Source organism: Embleya scabrispora DSM 41855 (genome assembly GCF_000372745.1).
In the GTDB taxonomy this organism is placed as follows: Bacteria; Actinomycetota; Actinomycetes; order Streptomycetales; family Streptomycetaceae; genus Embleya; species Embleya scabrispora.
Genome location: NZ_KB889681.1, coordinates 33,725 through 53,988, shown reverse-complemented (window position 1 = coordinate 53,988; position 20,264 = coordinate 33,725). Strand labels below are relative to the sequence as shown.

The following is a 20,264-nucleotide window of genomic DNA, read 5'->3' as shown; positions in this document are numbered from 1 at the left end:
GCATGCCCGGCTCGTCCGCGATCGTCGTCGGCGTCGACGTCGGGAGCAACTCGGTACGCGCCCTCGCGCTCGACCCGGACGGCGCCGTCCTGGGCGCGAGCACCGCCGGCTACCCCGGCGCGTCGACGTGGGAACCCGGCCACGCCGACCCGTACGCCTGGTTCGCCGCCACCGCGCAGGCGCTCGCGGAACTGCGCGCGCTGGTGCCCGGCGCGGCCCGTCCCGCCGCGCTGTGCCTGGGCGGCCAGAGCCCGACCACCGTGCCCGACGCGGTGCCCCGGCCCGGCACCGCCACGGCGCTGACCTGCCGGCATCCGGCGGGCGCGACCGGGTCGCCGGTCCAGCAGCATCACGCGCAGCACGCCGCGCTGCGCGCCGCCCACGGGCCCGACGTGCGGGCGTGGCAGCTCTACGACTGGCTGGCCGCGCGGTTCGGCGCGGAGCGGGCTCAGGCCCGCTGGCCCGGAGATCCGCCGCTGACCGACTACGGGCCGATCGTCGCGACCGGGTCGGTGGTGGGCACGGTCGGCACCGGGCACGACGTCGCGGCGGGCACACCGCTGGTGGCCGGCGCCCAGGACGCGTACCTGGCGTTCTGGGCGGGTGGCCTGGACCGTCCCGGCCGGGCGATGGACCCCGGCGGGCGAACCGGCGGCCTGGCCGTGGCGGTGCCCGCGGGCTCGCCGGCGGCGGACGCGTACGCGCTGCCCTCGGCGGTGCCCGGGATCGACATCGTCGGCGGCCCGGTGGCCGCGCACGGACTGATCCTGGAGTGGCTGCGCGACCTCACCGGACGCGACGTGCACGACCTGCTCGCGCTGGCCGCCGAGGTGCCGCCCGGCGCCCGCGGCGTGCTGGTGCTGCCCTACCTGGAAGGCGAGCGCGCACCGCGCTGGAACCGTGAGCTGCGCGGCGAGGTCTTCGGCCTGAGCGCGGGGGCCGGGCCCGGTGAACTGGCCCGCGCGGTCCTGGAAGGCACCGCGTACGGCCTCGCGCACATCGCTTTGGAATTGAGCGCGCGCGGTGCCCGCCCGGACACCCTGGTCTGCGCCGGATCGCCGGCGCGCAGTCCGCTGTGGTGCTCGATCAAGGCCGCCGTGCTCGGCGTGCCGGTCGAGGTGCCCGCGGAGACCGACCTCGCCGCGTACGGCGCGGCGCTCGCCGCCGGCGCCGGGGCGCGCTGGTGGCCCGCGCCGGGTGCCGGGCGGGCGGGCGACTGGCCGCGCCCGGCGATGACCGTGTTCGACCCCGAACCGCACCCCGAGTACGCGGCCGGCCTGCGCCGCTTCCTCGACCTCGGCGACGCCGCCCAGGCGCGTCTGTCGGTACCCGAGGACGCCACCATCGCGACCCGTGCCGCACCGACCCCCTCCGACCGATCCCCCTCCGACCCGACCCCCCTCGACCCGACCCCCCTCGACCCGACTCGCTCCGAGGAGCCGACGTGCCCAATCCGGTGATCTTCATGGACCTGCCGACCCCCGACGTGGAGGCCACGTCCGCGTTCTACGCGGCACTGTTCGACTGGGACTTCAAGCGACGACCCGCCGGCGAGTTCAGCGAGGTGCTCCCGGGCGTCAAGCCCAACCTCGGGATCCGCCGCGAGGCGCGCCCGGCGGTGGGTCCGGTGCCGCGCATCTACGTGATGGTCGACGAGCCGCCCGTCTACCTCGACAAGGCGGTCGCGGCCGGCGCGAGCGTGTTGTGGGAGGAGAAGCCGTGGGCCGAGTTCGAGGCCCGCTACGCGGCGTTCCGCGACCCGTGGGGCAACGAGGTCGTGCTGTGGCGCGACAAGGGCACCTACTTCACCCACGGCCACGCCCACCAGGTCTGACCCCGATTCCAAGTCCGACGCCGCGTCGGATCCCGTTCGGTACACCCGAGTTCCCCCCACCCATGTTTCCCGGAAGGGACCCCGTATGACCAACACCCTGGTCTTCGTCGACATGCCCACGCCCGACGTCGACGCGACCACCGAGTTCTACCGCGAACTGTTCGGCTGGACCATCAACCCGCGCCCGCAGGGCGTCTTCCACCAGATCGTCCCGGGCGAGGGACTGCACCTGGGGCTGTACGACGAGGTCGCCCAGGTGCCCGACCCGGCACCGCTGCCCCAGCAGCCGCGCGCCGGCCTGCACTCCCGGGTGTACATCCTGGTCGACGCGGCCCCCAGCGAGTACCTGAACAAGGCCGTGCTGCTGGGCGCGACCGCACTGTGGGAGCAGTGCTTCTGGGAGGAGTTCGGCGGACACCACGCCTCGTTCCTGGACCCTTGGGGGAACCAGATCGTGATGTGGGAGAAGTGAGGTAACACCTACACGGCGACATGCCGGTATCCGCGATCCGAGTCGGATCGCGGATACCGGCATGTCCACATACCGGCCCGGAACGGGCCGGCCGTCAGGCGCGGTTCAGGACCGGTCGCGGATAGGGCGAGTCCGCCGGGTTGACGTCCGTGCCGGGGGCGACCAGGGCGTCCAGGCGGGTGAGCGTCTGCGGGGTCAACTCCACGGCGCAAGCGCCGAGTTGGGACTCCAATTGCTCCTCGGTACGCGGGCCGATGATCGCCGACGTGACGTTCGGGTGGGCCAGCGCGAAGGCCAGGGCCAGTTCGGGCAGCGAGCAGCCCGCGTCGGCGGCGATGGCGGCGAACTCCTCGACCAGGGCGGACTTCGCGGCCCGCACCGCGACGTCCGCGTGGTCGAAGTGCTCGGCGTTGCGCACCGCCCGCGAGTCGGCCGAAACGGTCCGGCCGGCCCGGTACTTGCCGGTCAGCCAGCCCCCATTGAGCGGGCTGAACACCAGCACACCCAGGCCGTACCGCCCGCACGTGGGCAGTGCGGCCGTCTCCGCATGCCGGGCGAATGCCGAATAGGCCAGCTGCTCGACCGCGAAGCGCTCGTGCCCGCGCCGCTCGGCGATCCACTGCGCCTCGACGATGCCCTCCGCGGGCAGTGCGGAGGAGCCGATCGCGCGTACCTTGCCCTGGCGAACCAGGTCGGTCAGGGCGCCGAGCGTCTCGTCCGGGTCGGTGCCCGCATCCGGGCGGTGCAGTTGGTAGAGGTCCAGGTGGTCGGTCTCCAGGCGGCGCAGGCTGTCCTCCACGGCGCGAAAGATCCAGCGTCGCGAGGCCCCGCGGCGCAGCGGCGCGTCGGGATCCATCGCCTCGCCGAACTTGGTCGCCAGCACCACGTCGTCGCGCCGGCCCTTGAGCGCCTTGGCCAGGATCGCCTCGCTCTCGCCGAACGCGTACACGTCGGCGGTGTCCACGAAGTTGATCCCGGCGTCGAGCGCGCGATGCACCATGCGTACGCACGCGTCGTGGTCCGGGTTGCCCCACGCGCCGAACATCATCGTGCCCAGGCACAACCGGCTGACCCGCATGCCGGTGCGACCGAGCGGGGTGTACTCCACGGGTGCCCTCCAAGGGTGGTCGTCACAGGTTCTCCCCCGAGGCTGGCACGACGGCGCGTGTGCACCGATGTGGTCCCGGCGCAGCGCACGGGCCGTTTGTTCGTGCCTGAAGCACATATCGGGGCCGTTTCCCGGCGCCTACCTTCGGCTGTATCGCAAACATCCCAGGTGACGGGGAGGAAGCTGTGCCGACTGACCAGCTGGGGGCTGCGGAACGGGCCCTGGACGAGCGGGTGGCGGAACTTCGCCGGACCGCGGCGGCGCGAGAGGGCGACGGGCTCGTGGTCGCTCCCCTGCCGAGCGAGATGTTGCAGCCGTGGGAGGTCTGGGATCGGGACCTGTTCGATCTGGAGATGATCCGGGTGTTCGCCCGCTCGTGGGTGTGGCTGGGCGACACGGAGGATCTTCGCCGGCCCGGCGACTTCATCACCGGGCGGATCGGCAGCCAGTCGGTACTGGTGGTCAAGCAGCGGGACGGCTCGATCAAGGGCTTCCTGAACAACTGCCGGCACCGCGCCTCCGGCGTCGCGTTCGATGCGGCCGGCAACTGCGGCAAGGCGTTCGCGTGCCCGTACCACGCCTGGACGTACGGTCTCGACGGCAAGCTGCTGTCGATTCCGGACATGAACCGGATGTACGGTCCGGACTTCCCGATGCAGCAGTACGGCCTGGTGCCCATCCGGGTGCACGTGGCCTTCGACAAGCTCGTCTTCGCGTGCCTGTCGCACAAGGCACCGACGTTCGAGGAGTGGATCGCGCCGCTGCTGCCGCGCTACACGGCGTACAAGATCGGCGAGTATCACCGCTATCACCGCGAGTTGGACGAGGAGTACCCGTTCAACTGGAAGGCGTTCGTGGAGAACTCCAACGACGACTACCACGTGCGGTTCGTGCATCGGCGGCTGAACAAGGTGCGCAAGCAGATGGACACCATCGTGCGCTTCGAGGGCCGGACCACCAGCGGCTACAAGCCGCACAGCGACGCGTACGACATGTCGCTCGGGCGGACCGACCTGGGCGAGGAGGACCTGCGCGGGAGCTATGCGGAGTTCATCTACCCCAACCTCACACCGCTGCCCTACGCGTCCCAGTTGATCATGGTGCGCGCCGACCCGATCGCGCCGGACCGGACCCGGCTGTTCTCCCGGATCTACGGGCTGACCGACGACATCGAGCTCCAGGAGCGCGAGTTGGTCAACCTGGAGCTGACCAACAAGGAGGACACGGACATGGTGACCGTGCTGATGGAGAACCTCCGTTCGCCGTTCTACCGGGTGGGGCCGCCCAGTGCGTGGGAGGGCCGCGCGCAACACATGATGCGGCAGATCCGCCGGGACGTGGCGACGCCGTTGGCGGCCGACGAGTTCACCGGCCCGATCGACTGAGCACCGCCGCACCGCCGCACCGCCGCGCTCGCGCGGCGGTTCACCAATCCCGACACACCGGAATGTGAGAGGAGCCACCGCGATGGAACCGACGCTGACCGAGGCCCGCTGGACCCATATCGCGCTGCCGTCGTCCGACCTGGAGGCGGCGGTCGAGTTCTACACCTCGTTCACCCCGCTGGTGGTGGTCTCGCGGCACAGCGACGCCGCGGGTTCCAATGCCTGGTTGTCCAATCCCAATCAGGTCCGGACGCCGTTCGTGCTGGTCCTGGTCGCCTTCGACAAGGACAAGGGCAAGCCGCAGCCGCAGCTGACCCCGTTCGCCCACCTGGGCATGGAGGTGGCCGCCCGCGCGGACGTCGACGCCATCGCGGAACGGGCTCGCGCCGCCGGCTGCCTGCACTGGGAACCGATGGACGTGCCGCCGCCGGTGGGCTACATCTGCGCGCTCAAGGACCCGGACGGCAACGTGGTGGAGATCTCGCACAACCAGCAGGTGTTCGCGGAGGTCCGCGAGCTGTGGGGCGACCGGACCGACGCGTGAGCGACCCGGCGCGGACCCGGCGGACCGCCGAGGCATATGTCGCGGCGCTCAACTCCGGTGATCCGGAGGCGATCGCGGCCCGGGTGAGCGAGGACTTCCACAACGAGCACACCTCGGCACTCGGCCGAAGTCTGCGCGGACGTACCGCGTATCGCGAGCGACTGCCGGGATTCCTGGCCGAGTTCGAGGGCTTGCGCTACGCCGTCGAGGAACTGCTCGTGGACGGCGACCGGGCCGCCATCGCGTACACCATGACATTTCGCCTGCGGGGTTCGGCGGCCGCCGAACCGGTGCTGATCCGTGGGGTGTTCCGGCTGCGCATGGTGGGCGATCTGATCGCGCATCGCGTGGACTACTGGGACGGCGCCGAGTTCGAGCGGCAGACGGCCGGGGCCGGGGCCGGTGTGGCGACCACTGCGGCTGAGGCCGGCGACGGGATCGACGCCGACCTCGACAAGAACCGCTGACAACCATCGAAGGGAACTACCGTGCAGACCTTTTCCGCCACCGGAGCAGGCAAGCTCCGCCGGATGCGCCGGATGTTCGGCGCGGACGGCCGCGCCGTGTTCGTCGCGATCGACCACGCCGCCTACATGGGCGAGGGCCCGCCGCTGGGCGAGCCGATGGCACAGATCGCCGCCGGCGGGCCGGACGCGGTGCTCGCGACCTGGCATCTGGCCCGGGCCTACGCCGACACGTTCGCCGATTCCGGGCTGGTGTTGCGGATCGACGGCGGGGCCTCGGAGTTGGGCGACTTCGCCCCGGGCGATGTCACCGACATCATGCATCTGCCCGAGCAGGCACTGAAGCTGGGCGCGGACTGCGTGGTGGTGCTGGCCTTCCCCGGCGCACCCGACGAGCACCTGTCGCTGCAGCGGTTGGCCCGGCTGACCTCGGAGTGTGAGCAGCTCGGTCTGCCGGTGATGGCCGAGATGATTCCCGGTGGCTGGGGCAAGGCGGTGCCGTGGACCACGGAGAACGTGGCCCGCGCGGCGCGGATCGGCGCCGAACTGGGCGCCGACATCGTCAAGACGGTCTGCCCGGGCCGCCCCGAGGAGTTCGCCGCCGTGGTCGCGGCGTGTCCGGTCCCGGTCGTGGCGCTGGGCGGGCCCAAGTCGGACAGCGAGGACGAGGTCGTCGCGCTGGCCAAGGGTGTCGTCGAAGCCGGCGGCGCGGGGGTGGCCTTCGGCCGGAACGTGTGGGGGTCGGCCAAGCCGCAGTTGCTCGTGGAGCGGTTGCGCGATGCGGTTCATGGGGGCGGGGTCTGATCGGGCCTTCGGCCCGCTTGTCCTCAAGCGCCGGACGGCCTGGATATGGGCCGGCGGTCCTCAACCGCCGGACCGGCTGAACAGGCCGGCCTGCGGCCTGCCGTCCTCAAACGCCGGACGGGCCGGATATGGGCCCGCCGTCCTCATGCGCCGGACGGGCCGGACATGCGCAGCGGCCCGGGGTTCGTCCGTCCGGCGTCCTTTCCTTCTTGTGTGCCAAGTGTTGTCTTCGCCATGCCTGTGATCAGGAGTCGCGATCATGTCTCAACAGGTCACCCCCGTATCCCGGGTGGTCATCCGGTTCGCCGGTGACTCCGGCGACGGCATGCAGCTTGCCGGCGACCGGTTCACCGCGCAGACCGCGCTTTTCGGCAACGACGTGTCCACCTTTCCCGATTTCCCGGCCGAGATCCGCGCTCCCGCGGGCACCCTGCCGGGGGTCTCCGCCTTCCAGGTGCAGTTCGCCGACCACCGGGTCACCACCCCGGGCGACGCGGCCGACGTACTGGTCGCGATGAACCCGGCCGCGCTGCGGGTGAATCTGCCCGCTCTTCCGCACGGCGCCCAGATCATCGCGGACGCCGACGAGTTCACGCCGCGCAACCTGGTCAAGGCGGGCTACCCGGCGGGCGTCGACCCGCTCGCCGACGATTCGCTCGCCGACTATCGGCTGCACGCGGTGCCGCTGACCGGCCTGACCGTCGAGGCGCTGCGCGCGTTCGAACTGCCGCGCAAGGACGCCGAGCGGGCGAAGAACATGTTCGCCCTGGGCCTGGTGTCGTGGTTGTTCCACCGCCCGACCGAGGCCACCGTGGCCTTCCTGCGGGAGAAGTTCGCCGCACGTCCGCACCTGGCCGCCGCCAACGTGGCCGCGTTCACCGCGGGTTGGAACTTCGGCGAGACCACCGAGTCGTTCGCGGTGAGCCACGAAGTGCCCGCCGCCCCGCGCGCTCCCGGCAGGCACCGCACGATCACCGGCAACCGCGCGCTCGCCTACGGGCTGATCGCCGCCGCCGACCGGGCCGGACTGCCGCTGTTCCTGGGTTCGTACCCGATCACCCCGGCCTCCGACATCCTGCACGAGCTGAGTCGGCACCGGAATTTCGGGGTGACCACGTTCCAGGCCGAGGACGAGATCGCCGGGATCGGCGCGGCGCTGGGCGCGGCCTTCGGCGGGGCCCTGGGGGTGACCACCACCTCCGGTCCCGGGCTCGCGCTCAAGGCGGAGACGATCGGTCTGGCGGTCTCACTGGAACTGCCGCTGGTGATCGTGGACGTACAGCGCGGCGGCCCTTCGACCGGGTTGCCCACCAAGACCGAACAGGCCGACCTCTTCCAGGCGTTGTACGGGCGCAACGGTGAATCGCCGGTGCCGGTACTGGCCGCCTCCTCCCCCGGCGACTGCTTCGACGCGGCTGTCGAGGCGGTCCGGATCGCGGTCACCTACCGCACCCCGGTGGTGCTGCTGTCGGACGGCTACCTGGCCAACGGCTCGGAGCCGTGGCGAGTCCCGGACCTCGCCGAACTGCCCACGATCGACCCGGCGTTCGCCGTCGAGCCGAACGCGGTCGACGCGGCCGGAACGCCGTGCTTCCAGCCCTATCTGCGTGATCCGCACACCCTGGCCCGCCCCTGGGCGGTGCCCGGCACGCCCGGTTTGGAGCACCGGGTGGGCGGCCTGGAGAAGGCCGACCGCACCGGCGAGATCTCCTACGACGCGGCCAACCACGAACACATGGTGCGCACCCGGCGGGCCAAGGTGGACGGGATCGCCCGCGAGTTGCCGCCGCTGACCGTCGAGGACCCGGACGGTGACGCCGAGGTGCTGGTGCTCGGATGGGGGTCCACGGCAGGCCCGATCGCCGCCGCGTGCGCGGAGGTTCGCGCCGCGGGCGGCTCGGTGGCCCGGGCCCATGTGCGCCACCTCGACCCGCTCCCCGCCGACCTCGGCGACCTGCTCACGCGCTATCGGCGGGTGCTGGTCCCGGAAATGAACCTGGGCCAGCTCGCACAGTTGTTGCGCGCCCGGTACCTGGTCGACGTCGAATCCCTCACCCAGGTGCGCGGCATGCCGTTCAAGGTGGCCGAACTGCGCACCGCGATCGAGAAGGTCGCCGCCGATGTCTGAGTCACCCCTTCTCACCATCGCCGGGCCCACGGCGAACCCGCCGCTGTCCGCCCGCGACTTCCGCAGCGATCAGGAGGTGCGCTGGTGCCCGGGTTGCGGCGACTACGCCATCCTGGCCGCCGTCCAGGGCTTCCTGCCCGAACTGGGCCTGCGTCGGGAGAACATCGTCTTCGTCTCGGGCATCGGCTGTTCCAGCCGCTTCCCGTACTACCTGGACACCTACGGCATGCACTCGATCCACGGCCGCGCGCCGGCCATCGCCACCGGACTGGCGGTGTCCCGGCCGGACTTGAGCGTATGGGTGGTCACCGGTGACGGCGACGCGCTCTCGATCGGCGGCAACCACCTGATCCACGCCCTGCGGCGCAACGTCAACCTGAAGATCCTGCTGTTCAACAACCGGATCTACGGTCTGACCAAGGGTCAGTACTCGCCGACCTCCGAGACCGGCAAGATCACCAAGTCCACCCCGNNGGGCTCNCTCGACCACCCGTTCAACCCGCTGTCGGTGGCCATCGGCGCCGAGGCGTCGTTCGTGGCCCGGTCGATCGACTCCGACCGCAAGCACCTGACCTCGGTGCTGCGCGCGGCGGCGGCCCACGAGGGCACCGCGCTGGTGGAGATCTACCAGAACTGCAACATCTTCAACGACGGCGCGTTCGAGCAGCTCAAGACACCGGGCGTGCGGGACGACTTCCTGCTGCGGCTCGAACACGGCGAACCGATGCGCTACGGACCGAACGGCGCGCGCACCGTGGTGCGCGATCCGGGCGGCGGGCTGCGGCCGGGTGGTCCGGACGACGTCGCGGTGACGCACGACGCGCGGACGAGCGACCCGGTGCCGGCGTTCGCGCTGTCCCGGTTGCCGGAGGCCGGCGGGCCCACCCCGATCGGGGTGTTCCGCAGCGTGCGCCGGCCCGCGTACGACCGCCTGGTGGTCGAGCAGGGCCGCCGGGCACTCGCCGAGCGCGGGCCGGGCAGCGTCGCCGACCTGCTCGGCGGCGACGCCTGGACGGTGCCCGAGCCGCAGCCGGTCGGAGGTGGTCCCGCGTGACCTACGTCATCGGCGCGAACTGCGTGGACGTCAAGGACCTCACCTGCGTGGCCGAATGCCCGGTCGACTGCATCTTCGAGGGCGACCGCATGCTCTACATCCATCCCGAACAATGCGTGGACTGCGGCGCCTGCGAGCCGGTGTGCCCGGTCGAGGCCATCTACCACGTGGACGACCTGCCCACCGACTGGCTGTGGCACCTGGACGCGGCGACCGAGGCCACCGCGGGCCGCGAGGACGTCGAGCCGGTGCCCGATCCGCCGGCCGTGGCCGCATTGCCGACCCGACCCGCGACCGGGTGACCCGCCATGTCCCCACCCACCGAGAAGACACTCCGGACACACCGAGAAGAAGAGGAGGCCTGACGTGACCGACTGGCGCCTTGCCGTAGACATCGGTGGCACCTTCACCGACGTGGTCCTGCTGGATGCCGACACCGGCCGCGTGGTGGTCGAGAAGACGCTGACCACCCCGTCCGCCCCGCTCGGCGGGGTCCGGGCGGGCGTGACCTCCGCGCTGTCCAAGGCCGGTATCACGCCGGCCGACATCACCCGGCCCATCGTGCACGCGACCACACTGATCACCAACGCCCTGATCGAGGGCAAGACCGGCCGGGCCGCGCTGGTGACCACCTCGGGCTTCGGCGACACGCTGGAGATCCGCAACGAGCACCGCTACGACATGTACGACCTCCAGATCGAGTTCCCGGCCCCGCCCATCCCGCGTGAGCTGGTCTTCGAGATCGACGAGCGCACCACCGCGACCGGCGAGGTCCGTACCGCACCGAGTGAAGCCGAACTCGACGCGCTGGCGGCCCGGTTGGCCGCCGACGAGGTCGAGGCCGTGGCGGTGTGCCTGCTCAACTCGTACGCGAACGCGGCCAACGAGCGCGCGGTCGCCGAGGGGCTGGCCAAGCGACTGTCGGTACCGGTGTGCGCGTCGCACGAGGTGACCCCGCAGATCCGCGAGTATCCGCGCATGGTCACCACCGCCTGCAACGCGGCCACGATGCCGGTGATCGGCCCCTACCTGGCCGAGCTGCAAGCCTGGCTGACCGCCGAGGGGTTCGGCGCGTCGGTGCTGATGATGCTCTCCAACGGCGGCGTGGTCTCCGCCGACGACGCCCGCCGGGTACCGATCCGGCTGGTCGAGTCCGGTCCGGCCGCCGGCGCCCTGGCCGGCGTCTGGTACGCCCGACGCCTGGGCGAGGAGCGGCTGTTCTGCTTCGACATGGGCGGCACCACGGCCAAGTCCTGTCTGATCGAGGACTACCGGCCCGAGTTGACCAACGCGTTCGAGGTGGCCCGGGTCTATCGGTTCAAGAAGGGCTCGGGCTACCCGTGCTCGATCCCCTCGGTCGACCTGGTCGAGATCGGCGCGGGCGGCGGCAGCCTGGCCCGAGTCGACGAGTTGGGTCTGCTCAAGGTCGGCCCGGACTCCGCCGGCGCCGACCCGGGCCCGGTGGGTTATGCCCGCGGCGGCACCGTCCCGGCGACCACCGACGCCGACCTGGTCCTGGGCCTGCTCGACCCGCAGTACTTCCTCGGCGGCGAGATGCCGCTCGATCTGCCCGCCGCCCGGGCCGCGTTCGCCCCGCTTGCCGAGCGACTGGGCGCGGGCTCCGACGCGGACCACGTCGCGGTGGGTGTGTACGAGGTGATCAACCAGAACATGGCCGCGTCCGCCCGGATGCACGCCGTGGAGCGCGGCATCGACCTGCGCGGTGTCGCGCTGATCGCCTTCGGCGGCGCCGGACCGGTGCACGCGTGCGGCGTGGCCACGCTTTTGGAGGCGCCCCGGGTGATCTTCCCGGTCAACGCGAGTGTGTTGTCCGCGTTCGGTACCCTGGTCAGCCCGGTCCGCATCGACCTGGCCCGGAGCATGGTCCGCACGCTGGACGAGAGCGTGTCCGCCGACCGGGACACGCTGCTCGCGGACATGCGGCAGGAGGCGCGCCGGGTGCTCGCCGCCGCCGGTGCGCAGGCGGGCGACGTGAGCTTCCGCTACGGCCTGGACGCCCGTTACGAGGGTCAGGGCAACGAGATCACCCTGTGGGTCGGCGAGGGCGACGCGTGGCCCACCTCGCTTGCCGACACCGTCGAGCACTTCCACACCGAGTACCAGAAGATCTACGGTCTGCGGATCCCCGACGTCGGTGTCGAGGTGGTCACCTGGCGGGTCGCCGCGTGGTCGGACGCACCCGGCTTCGAGGTGCCCACGGTGCCGGTCGGCACCGGCAGTCCCACCCCGAACCGGTATCGCGCGGCCCGCTTCCGGCTCGGCGCGCCCGCCGTCGACGTGCCGGTCTACCGCCGCGCCGAACTGGGCGCCGGCCACCGCTTCCTCGGTCCGGCCCTGGTCGAGGAGCGCGAGACCACGTCGGTCATCCCGGACGGCTGGTCCTGCGAGGTCGCACCCGACGGCTCGATCATCGCCACCGCAACCACGGCCTCCGAGGAGGGATCCGCGTGACCCGCACCTTCGACGCGATCGAGCTGGAAGTCCTGTGGGGCTCCCTCGTCGCCACCGTCAACGAGCAGGCCAAGGCCCTCCAGCGGGCCGCGTTCAGTCCGATCGTGCGCGAGGCCGGCGACCTGGCCAACGCGCTGTTCGACCGGCGCGGCCGGATGGTCGCCCAGGCCGTCACCGGTACGCCGGGCCACATCAACTCGCTGGCCATCGCGTGTCGCAACATCCTGGACCGGCATCCGGTCGACTCGCTGGCCCCCGGCGACGTCCTGGTCACCAACGACCCATACCAGACCGCCGGCCAACTCCTCGACGTCACCGTCCTGGTGCCGGTCTGGCGCGGCGGGCGGGTGATCGCGTTCTTCGGCTCGACCATCCACCACACCGACGTCGGCGGCTACGGCATCGGCGCGGGCGCGCGGGACGTGTTCGAGGAGGGCCTGTGGATCCCGATCAGCAAGCTCATGGTCGGCGGCGAACGCAACGAACCGGTTTGGGACTTCGTACTGGCCAACGTCCGCCAGCCCACCCACATGGCCGGTGACCTGCACGCCCAGATGGCCTCCGGCGAGGTGGGCGCGGCGCGGCTGAAGACGTTGCTGGACGCGTACGCGCTGGAGGACATCGAGGATCTGGGTGACGAGGTGATCCGCCGCTCCGAGGAGGCCACCCGCCGGGCGATCCGGGCGCTGCCCGGCGGCACCTACGAGGCCGCGTCGATCCTCGACCTCGCGGACGGCTCGGAGATCACCATCAAGGTCGCGGTGACCATCGACCCCGAGGCGGGCGAGATCCTGGTCGACTACGCCGGTTCGTCCGGCGCGAGTCCGTTCGGGATCAACGTGGTCAAGAACTACACGCACGCCTACACCACGTTCACCCTGCGCAGCCTGCTCAACCCGGACGTGCCCAACAACGCCGGCTCGCTGGCCCCGATCCGGGTCGAGGCGCCACTGGGCAGCATCGTCAACGCGGTGTCCCCGTCCCCGTGCACGGCGCGGCACGTGGTCGGCATGTTCCTGCCGATGCCGCTGCTGAACGCGATGTCGCAGGCGTTGCCGGAGGCGGTGATGGCCGAGGGTTCGGCGGCGGTGTGGACCATGCAGGTGAGTGGGCACGACGCGGAGGGCAAGCCGTTCATCACCGCGATGTTCACCTACGCGGGCGGCGTCGGCGCGCGGGCCGGCAAGCCGGGTCTGTCCACCACGTCCTACCCGACCGGAGTGTCCGCCGTGCCGCTGGAGGTGGTCGAGGCGTCCGCACCGATCCGCTTCCTGCGCAAGGAACTTCGGCGCGGCTCGGGTGGCGCGGGCGCGCAGGAGGGCGGGATGGGCCAGACCATCGAGTTCACCGTCGACTCGCCCTCGCCGTGGGTGCTCAACGCGGTGGCCAGCAGACTCGCACGCGGCCCGCGCGGAATCTTCGGCGGCGGCGAGGGCGCGACGGGACGCTTCCTGGTCAATGGCGAACCGGTACGCACGCAGGCGCGGATCACCCTGCAACCGGGCGACGTGGTACGGCTGGAGCTGCCGGGCGGAGGCGGGTACGGTACGCCGGTCGCCGAGGCGGCGGGGGCGGTCGCGGGCTGATCGAGCCACGCGGCGGGTGACCCGGCGGTGGGCCGTCGGCCCGTGAACGGGAGTCGGCGTGGGTCGACCGGCGGTTCGTGGCTCCCGGCCGACCGTGCGCCCGCCCGCGGGTGGCCTTGCGCAGCCACCTGCGGGCGGGCCCACCGCCGTGGGTCTGCCCGCGTGCGGGCCGCCCGTGCGGGAATGTCCTGTGATTCTTGGTTGTGTCCGGCTCGTTGCCTGTCCGTTCCACTCCCCCGGTCGATGTCCTGGAGGTCGACATGACGTCCGTCCCGCCCACGTTCGCGGCACGGTGGTCCGATACGGTGGCTGCCCATCCGCACGCGCCGTTCCTGATCTGGGAGGCGCCCGACGGGCACGTGACCCGTTGGACCTACGCCGAGTTCGACGCGCTCGTCGCCCGGGTGGCCGGCGGGCTGCTCGCACGCGGCGTCGGGCCCGGCGACCGGATCGGCATCGCACTGCGCAACTGCCCGGCGTACGTCGCGCTGTGGCTCGCCCTGGCTCGCCTCGGCGCGGCGATGGTGTGCTCCGACCCCTCCGCCCGAACCCCGGAACTGGCCGCGCATCTGCGTCGGACCCGTGCGCGACTCGGCTTCTGCGCGCCCGAACGCGCCGCCGACTATCGAGCCGCGGCGAGCGAGACCGGCACGACCGTGGTCGAGGTCGCGGAGGACGACACCGACCTGGCGATCCTGCTCGGTCGACCCACGCCCGTCGGTGCCTACCCGCCCGGTCCCGCCGATTTGGCGGGGTTGATGTTCACGTCGGGCACCACCGCCGAGCCGAAGTGCGTGATGGTCACCCAGGCCAACTACGCCTTCGCCGGCGCCGTGATGGCTGTCGCCGCCGAACTCGGACCAGCGGACCGGCAGTTCGTGGTACTGCCGATGTTCCACGCGAACGCGCAGTACTACTCGTTCGCCGCCGCGATCACCGTCGGCGCGAGCGTCGTACTGCTTCCGGCGTTCTCCGCGAGCCGGTTCGTGGCGCAGGCCGCCCGGCACGAGGTCACCCATCTGAGCCTGTTCGCCGCACCGATCCGGATGATCCTGGCCCGCACCGCCGACCGGGCCGCGCCACCGGGTCTGCGGGTGCGGCACTGCTGGTACGCGCAGAACGTCACCGACGACCAGTACGAGCGGTTCGCCACCCTGCTCGGCGGTTGTCGGCCGCGCCAGTTGTACGGGATGACCGAGACCATCCCGGCGGTGCTGAGCAATCCCGCCGGCGCGCCCGTTTCGGGGTCGATGGGCCGGCCGACCCCCGGCTGTGTCGTGGCCGTGCACGACGCGGCGACCGGCGAGCCGGCGACGGACGGCGAGATCGTGGTCGGCGGCGAACCCGGGGTGAACCTGTTCGCGGGCTACCTCGACGACCCGGCCGCGACCGCCGCCGCCTATCGGGACGGCTGGTTCGTCACCGGCGACCGCGCCCGGGTGGACCGGGACGGCCACTTCCACTTCGCCGGGCGGCGCGGCGACGTGCTCAAGGTCGCCGGCGAGAACGTCTCGGTCGTGGAGATCGAGGCGGTCCTGGCCGAGCATCCGGCCGTGTTGGAGGCCGCGGTGGTCGGTGCGCCGGACGACGTGCGCGACGAGGTGCCGGTCGCGTTCGTGGTGGCGGTGCCCGAGGCCGGTCCGACCGCGCTCGACGACCTCGCCGACTGGTGCGCCGACCGGCTGGCCAAGTCCAAGCGCCCGGTGCGCTTCGAGCGGGTGGCCGAGTTGCCGCGTACCTCCGTCGGCAAGATCCGTAAGTTTCTGCTGACCGAGAGGATCGCACCGTGACCGACGTCGTCCCCGCTTCGCAGCCCGCCACCGCCGCACTCGCCGACCTGCTCCAACTCCGGGGCCGTACCGGCTGGTTGACGCCCCCATTGCGGCCGTTCCAGCGCGGGGAGGGCGCGGTGCTCGGGGCGGCCCGTACGGTCCGGATCGCGGCCGGCCCGGGCGCGCACGGCCTCAAGCCACTGCACGCGCTGCTCGCGGAGGACCTGACCGGCCGGGTCGTGGTGATCGCCGGCGCGAACGCGGCGCCCGGTGCGGTGTGGGGCGAGATCCTGACCGCCGCCGCACTGGGCCGGGGCGCGGTCGGCGCGCTGGTCGAGGGCAGCGTCCGGGACGTGTCGGCGGTGGCGCGGTCGGGCCTGCGGTTGTGGGCGCTGGCGGAGGCGACGGCCGGTCCCGGGGGCGCCGTCCATGTCGCCGAGGTCGGCGGCCCGATCGAGATCGCCGGCACACCGGTGGCGGACGGCGACCCGATCCTGCTGGACGACGGCGGCGCGGTGGCGCTGCCGGCCGCCGACGCGGACACCCTGCTCGCCGACGCGCTCACCTATCACCGGGCGGAGGAGGAGGTGTTGGCGGCCTTGACCGCCGGCCTGCGCCTGCCTCGCGCCTACACCCCCAAGGCCGAGGCGATCACCCGCCTGCGAGGTCGCTGACGCGAGTCGCTGACGCGGCAGGTGACGGAGCAGGTGGGCCGGCGTCGTGCCGGGGCGCCGCGTTCGGGCGATCCGCCCCGGGGCACCGGCAGTTCGGGCCGCCCGTGGCGAGACAACCGGCCGCCGGCGGTCTGCGGTTGCTCGCGGACGACCGTCGGCGATCGGCGCACGCGGGCGGCGGACGGCGAGCAGTGGGCGCGGGCGCAAGCGCGGACGGCGGGCGGTCAGCGGCCGGACGGCAAGCGCGGACGGCGGGCAGCGAGCGTGGGCGGCGAGCAGCGGACAGCGGGCGGCCGTTGGTGGGTCAGCCGCGGGCGTCGGCCGCCAGGAATGTCCCGATGATGTCCGCCACCCGCTCGGGGAATTGGCCGTGTGCGTAGTGGCCGGCGCCCTCGACGACCTCCAGTCGGCCCAGGCCCGTCGGCATGGCCGCGACGATGGCCGCGCCCTCGGCCGCGGGGTCGGACCAGTCGGGGTCGAGCGAGCCCTCGATCACCAGCGCGGGGCAGCGGATGTCGCCGAGCACGGCACCGGCGTCGGTGGGCGCCGACATGCCCATCTTGGCGACCACGGCCATCCGACCGGGCCGGCTCAAGTCGATGTCCAGGGCCGCCACGTGTGCGGCGAATCCGGCGGGCTTGGTCCCCGGGTAGGCGTGCGCGAGGTAGCGCTTCCACACGCCGACGCTGCGCAGCAGGGCGGTACCCATCAGCAGGGACATCCCCTTGCGGTAGCGGGCGTTCGACAACAGCGCCTTGCCGTCGACCTTCTGGGCCCGGGTGAACGGGCTGATCTCCACGATCGCGTCGACCAGTTCCGGTTCGCGGGCGGCGGCGATGGTGGCGGAACCACCGGAGAAGGAGTGGCCCACGAGCACGGCCGGACCGCCCAGGTGTCGGATCAGCGCGAGCAGGTCGCCGGCGGTGTCGGTGCGGGTGTAGGAGGCCCAGCCGACGGTGGACTCGCCGTGGCCGCGCAGGTCCGCGCAGGCGACCCGGTACCCCGACGCCACGAGTCGTTCGGCGACGTCGCGGTAGACCGATCTGTTGTCACCCATGCCGTGTGAGAGCACGATCAACCGACCCTGCCCGCTCACGTCGTAGGCGAGCCGGCCACCGTCGATCTCCAGGAATTCCGTCATGATCACTGCCCCCATGCGTCCCATGCGTTGATGTCTGTGATCACGGAGCTAACACCGTTAGCCAAACGATGTCAAGCATCGCCGCCATCGGCCACGCTCGGTCGCGGGCCGCCATCGCCACCGCCCGATCGCCACCGCGCGCTCGACCCCGGGCACCGGGAGGGGCCGCCGGGCCGGGCGCTCACCAACACATGCGAAAACCCCGTCGCGCCCACCCGTGTGGGTGGGCGCGACGGGGTCGTCGGGTCGATCAGGCCGCGGCGGCCTCGGCCGCGGCCAGCTTCACGCACACGGCGACGGCCCGCATCGCGCGGCGGACCTCGTCGACGGTGGGGTAGCTGGGCGCGAGGCGGATCTGGTGGTCGCGCGGGTCGTTGCCACCCGGGAACGCGGCGCCCGCCGGGGTCAGCGCGACGCCGACCTCCTTGGCCAGCCGCACCACCTCGGCGGCGCAGCCGTCCGGCACCTGCAGGCTGACGAAGTAGCCGCCCTCGGGCCGGGTCCACGTGGCGATACCGAGCGGGCCGAGCTCGCGCTCCAGCACCTCGTACACCGCCTCGAAGCGCGGCGCGAGCAGCTCGCGGTGCAGCCGCATGTGCGCGACCACACCCTCGGTGTCACCGAAGAAGCGCACGTGCCGGAGCTGGTTGATCTTGTCCGGGCCGATCGTCTGCTTGGCCAGCAGGCCGGTCAGCCAGGCGACGTTGGCCTCGGACGCACCGAAGAAGGCGACGCCGGCGCCGGCGTAGCTGATCTTCGAGGTGGAACCGAAGACGAACGCCCGGTCGGGGTTGCCCGCCTCGGCGCACGCGTCCAGGACGGACAGCAGCTCGACCGGGGTGTCGGTGAGGTGGTGCACGGCGTAGGCGTTGTCCCAGAAGAGCCGGAAGTCCGGCGCCGCCGTCGGCATCGCGGCCAGGCGGCGCACCGTCTCGTCGCTGTAGCTCTCCCCGGTGGGGTTGCTGTACTTGGGCACGCACCACATGCCCTTGATCCGCGGGTCGGCGGCGACCAGCGCCTCCACCTGGTCCAGGTCCGGGCCCGCGCCGGTGAGCGGAACCGGGACCATGCCGATGCCGAACCGCTCCAGCACGCCGAAGTGCCGGTCGTAGCCGGGCACCGGGCACAGGAACAGCACCTCGGGCTCGTCCACCCAGCGGCGCTCGGCACCGGGCACCTTGGACAGCAGGGCGTTGGCGATCACGTCGTGCATCAGCGTGAGGCTGGCGTTGCCCAGGGCCAGCAGCTGCGCGGCGGGCACCTGGAGCAGCTCGGCGAAGATCGCGCGCAGCTCGGGCAGGCCGTTCAGTCCGCCGTAGTTGCGGCAGTCGGTGCCGTCGGCGGCCTTGAAGTCCCCGTCGCCGGGCAGCGTGAGCAGGCCGTCGACCAGGTCCAGCTGCTGCGGCGAGGGCTTGCCCCGGGTGAGGTCGAGACGGAGGCCCTCCGCCGCCAGGGCGGCGTACTCCTCACGAGCGGCCACGAGGTCGATTTCCGGAATGGACACGGTGGTGCTGAGCGGCACGGAATCCCCAAAATAGGCGGAGGCCGCAGACACTTGCGGCAGGGTCAATCTAGCAACACGCCCGGGGTGGATCCCGTGGGTGCCCTGCCCTCACCCGGTGTGCTCGGGGGTCCCGTGTCGGCGAGTGCGGTCGCGTACCCGCGAGCGGTCGGATCCGCCCGCGCCCGCACCGCAGACGCCGGCGCCGCCTACCATCGGCGGGACACCCTCGATTCGGGAGTATGACCATGAGCTCGTGGCGCACGGCCAGGCGGTTCCGGCACGGCGGCGCGGTATCGGCGCCCGAGACCGGGGCTTCGCGCGCACCCGTGGTGGTGGACTGCGCGCTGTACGACAAGGGCGTGCGGCGCCCGGGCCGGGTGGCGCTCAGCGACGCGCTGGACGCGGCCGAGGCGGGCGAGGACACCTTCGTGTGGATCGGCTTGTACGCCCCGCTCGCCGAGGACCTGGCCGGCGTCGCCGACGCGTTCGACCTGCATCCATTGGCCGTGGAGGACGCGGTCGAAGCCCATCAGCGACCCAAGCTGGAGTATTACGACGACACGTTGTTTCTGGTCCTGAAGACCATCGTCTATGTGGAGCACGACGCGCTGACCGCGACCAGCGAGGTGGTCGACACCGGCGAGATCATGGTCTTCGCCGGGGAGAAGTTCGTCGTGGTGGTCAGGCACGGCAGTGCGCCGCCGCTGGTCGAGCTGCGCCAGGCGCTGGAGGCCGACCCGGCGATGCTGGCGCACGGGCCGGCCGCGGTCGTGCACGCGATCACCGACCGGGTCGTCGACGACTACCTGCGCGTGGCGGACAAGGTCGAGGACGACTTCGAGCGGTTGGAGGTCGACGTGTTCTCGCCCCGGCCGAGCAACGACGCGGAGCGGATCTACCAGCTCAAGCGCGAGCTGATCGAATTCAAGCGGGCGGTCCTGCCGCTGGCCCGGCCGCTGGAGCGGCTCGTCGGGGGCACCCTGCCCGGCGTCGGCACCACCTTCGACGCCTACCTGCGCGACGTCGCCGACCACCTGGCGCTGGTCCGCGAACGCCTGGCCGCGTTCGACGAGTTGCTGGACGGCATACTGTCGGCCAGCCTGGCCGGGGTGACCGTCCGGCAGAACACCGACATGCGCAAGATCGCCGCCATCGCGGCGATCCTGGCCGTCCCCACACTGATCGTCGGAATCTACGGGATGAACTTCGACCACATGCCCGAGCTGAAGTGGACGTACGGGTACCCGACCGTCCTGATGGTGATGGTCACCGCGTGCGTGCTGATGTTCCGGGCGTTCCGCCGCAACGACTGGCTGTGACCC

18 protein-coding genes are annotated in these 20,264 nt (G+C 72.0%); 15 read left to right on the top strand and 3 right to left on the bottom strand.

The window, feature by feature from the left end:
- Window positions 1-2: 2 nt before the first annotated feature.
- The 3 genes from A3IC_RS62830 (at window position 3) to A3IC_RS57290 (ending at window position 2,306) form a co-directional block, all read left to right on the top strand.
- The gene (locus tag A3IC_RS62830; protein ID WP_020553729.1) at window positions 3-1,460 is read left to right on the top strand and encodes an FGGY-family carbohydrate kinase; all 1,458 of its coding nucleotides are present in this window, start codon (window positions 3-5) and stop codon (window positions 1,458-1,460) included.
- On the top strand, window positions 1,445-1,834 hold the full coding sequence (locus A3IC_RS0129755) for a VOC family protein (RefSeq protein ID WP_020553728.1): 390 nt from the start codon (window positions 1,445-1,447) through the stop codon (window positions 1,832-1,834). The genes A3IC_RS62830 and A3IC_RS0129755 overlap by 16 nt, the downstream gene beginning before the upstream one ends.
- Before the next feature lie 85 nt (window positions 1,835-1,919).
- Window positions 1,920-2,306, top strand: coding sequence for a VOC family protein (locus tag A3IC_RS57290; protein ID WP_020553727.1), 387 nt, complete (start codon window positions 1,920-1,922; stop codon window positions 2,304-2,306).
- A gap of 94 nt (window positions 2,307-2,400) precedes the next feature.
- Here the strand turns inward: A3IC_RS57290 and A3IC_RS0129745 are convergent, their stop codons facing one another.
- Window positions 2,401-3,414 (bottom strand): aldo/keto reductase, encoded by a 1,014-nt coding sequence (locus tag A3IC_RS0129745; protein WP_020553726.1) that lies wholly within the window; start codon window positions 3,412-3,414, stop codon window positions 2,401-2,403.
- A 185-nt stretch (window positions 3,415-3,599) separates the two neighbouring features.
- Here A3IC_RS0129745 and A3IC_RS0129740 point away from each other — a divergent pair, with 185 nt between their 5' ends.
- The 11 genes from A3IC_RS0129740 (at window position 3,600) to A3IC_RS0129690 (ending at window position 16,297) form a co-directional block, all read left to right on the top strand.
- On the top strand, window positions 3,600-4,799 hold the full coding sequence (locus A3IC_RS0129740) for an aromatic ring-hydroxylating oxygenase subunit alpha (RefSeq protein WP_020553725.1): 1,200 nt from the start codon (window positions 3,600-3,602) through the stop codon (window positions 4,797-4,799).
- An 82-nt stretch (window positions 4,800-4,881) separates the two neighbouring features.
- Window positions 4,882-5,343, top strand: coding sequence for a VOC family protein (locus A3IC_RS0129735; RefSeq protein ID WP_020553724.1), 462 nt, complete (start codon window positions 4,882-4,884; stop codon window positions 5,341-5,343).
- Entirely contained in the window at window positions 5,340-5,810 is a 471-nt protein-coding gene (locus tag A3IC_RS0129730) for a nuclear transport factor 2 family protein (RefSeq protein ID WP_020553723.1), read from the top strand. The genes A3IC_RS0129735 and A3IC_RS0129730 overlap by 4 nt, the downstream gene beginning before the upstream one ends.
- A gap of 21 nt (window positions 5,811-5,831) precedes the next feature.
- Entirely contained in the window at window positions 5,832-6,611 is a 780-nt protein-coding gene (locus A3IC_RS0129725; RefSeq protein ID WP_020553722.1) for a class I fructose-bisphosphate aldolase, read from the top strand.
- 259 nt (window positions 6,612-6,870) lie between these two features.
- Window positions 6,871-8,739 carry a 2-oxoacid:acceptor oxidoreductase subunit alpha gene (locus A3IC_RS0129720; protein WP_020553721.1) on the top strand — a complete coding sequence of 623 codons (1,869 nt, stop codon included), beginning with the start codon at window positions 6,871-6,873 and terminating at the stop codon, window positions 8,737-8,739.
- Window positions 8,732-9,793 (top strand): 2-oxoacid:ferredoxin oxidoreductase subunit beta, encoded by a 1,062-nt coding sequence (locus A3IC_RS0129715; protein ID WP_020553720.1) that lies wholly within the window; start codon window positions 8,732-8,734, stop codon window positions 9,791-9,793. The genes A3IC_RS0129720 and A3IC_RS0129715 overlap by 8 nt, the downstream gene beginning before the upstream one ends.
- Window positions 9,790-10,095, top strand: a complete 306-nt coding sequence (fdxA, locus tag A3IC_RS0129710) for a ferredoxin (RefSeq protein WP_020553719.1) — start codon at window positions 9,790-9,792, stop codon at window positions 10,093-10,095. The genes A3IC_RS0129715 and fdxA overlap by 4 nt, the downstream gene beginning before the upstream one ends.
- Before the next feature lie 64 nt (window positions 10,096-10,159).
- Window positions 10,160-12,265, top strand: a complete 2,106-nt coding sequence (locus A3IC_RS0129705) for a hydantoinase/oxoprolinase family protein (RefSeq protein WP_020553718.1) — start codon at window positions 10,160-10,162, stop codon at window positions 12,263-12,265.
- Window positions 12,262-13,851 (top strand): hydantoinase B/oxoprolinase family protein, encoded by a 1,590-nt coding sequence (locus A3IC_RS0129700; protein ID WP_020553717.1) that lies wholly within the window; start codon window positions 12,262-12,264, stop codon window positions 13,849-13,851. The genes A3IC_RS0129705 and A3IC_RS0129700 overlap by 4 nt, the downstream gene beginning before the upstream one ends.
- A 260-nt stretch (window positions 13,852-14,111) precedes the next feature.
- Window positions 14,112-15,641, top strand: a complete 1,530-nt coding sequence (locus tag A3IC_RS0129695) for a class I adenylate-forming enzyme family protein (RefSeq protein WP_020553716.1) — start codon at window positions 14,112-14,114, stop codon at window positions 15,639-15,641.
- Window positions 15,638-16,297 (top strand): RraA family protein, encoded by a 660-nt coding sequence (locus A3IC_RS0129690; protein ID WP_020553715.1) that lies wholly within the window; start codon window positions 15,638-15,640, stop codon window positions 16,295-16,297. The genes A3IC_RS0129695 and A3IC_RS0129690 overlap by 4 nt, the downstream gene beginning before the upstream one ends.
- A gap of 304 nt (window positions 16,298-16,601) precedes the next feature.
- Here A3IC_RS0129690 and A3IC_RS0129685 read toward each other — a convergent pair whose 3' ends face one another.
- Both A3IC_RS0129685 and A3IC_RS0129680 read right to left on the bottom strand, forming a co-directional pair.
- Entirely contained in the window at window positions 16,602-17,438 is an 837-nt protein-coding gene (locus tag A3IC_RS0129685; RefSeq protein WP_026218893.1) for an alpha/beta fold hydrolase, read from the bottom strand.
- Window positions 17,439-17,688: 250 nt separating this feature from the next.
- Window positions 17,689-18,960 carry an aspartate aminotransferase type Ic gene (locus A3IC_RS0129680; RefSeq protein WP_020553713.1) on the bottom strand — a complete coding sequence of 424 codons (1,272 nt, stop codon included), beginning with the start codon at window positions 18,958-18,960 and terminating at the stop codon, window positions 17,689-17,691.
- A 227-nt stretch (window positions 18,961-19,187) separates the two neighbouring features.
- On the opposite strand from A3IC_RS0129680, the gene corA reads away from it, so the two are divergent.
- Complete coding sequence (corA, locus tag A3IC_RS0129675; protein ID WP_245599662.1) at window positions 19,188-20,261, top strand: magnesium/cobalt transporter CorA; 1,074 nt, start codon at window positions 19,188-19,190, stop codon at window positions 20,259-20,261.
- Window positions 20,262-20,264 lie beyond the last annotated feature (3 nt).

Excerpts from the sequence above, each read along its gene's own strand:
- A3IC_RS62830 (WP_020553729.1), top strand. The coding sequence starts at position 3 with ATGCCCGGCTCGTCCGCGATCGTCGTCGGCGTCGACGTCGGGAGCAAC.
- A3IC_RS57290 (WP_020553727.1), top strand. The coding sequence starts at position 1,920 with ATGACCAACACCCTGGTCTTCGTCGACATGCCCACGCCCGACGTCGAC.
- A3IC_RS0129735 (WP_020553724.1), top strand. The coding sequence starts at position 4,882 with ATGGAACCGACGCTGACCGAGGCCCGCTGGACCCATATCGCGCTGCCG.
- A3IC_RS0129720 (WP_020553721.1), top strand. The coding sequence starts at position 6,871 with ATGTCTCAACAGGTCACCCCCGTATCCCGGGTGGTCATCCGGTTCGCC.
- A3IC_RS0129695 (WP_020553716.1), top strand. The coding sequence starts at position 14,112 with ATGACGTCCGTCCCGCCCACGTTCGCGGCACGGTGGTCCGATACGGTG.
- A3IC_RS0129685 (WP_026218893.1), bottom strand. The coding sequence starts at position 17,438 with ATGACGGAATTCCTGGAGATCGACGGTGGCCGGCTCGCCTACGACGTG.
- corA (WP_245599662.1), top strand. The coding sequence starts at position 19,188 with ATGAGCTCGTGGCGCACGGCCAGGCGGTTCCGGCACGGCGGCGCGGTA.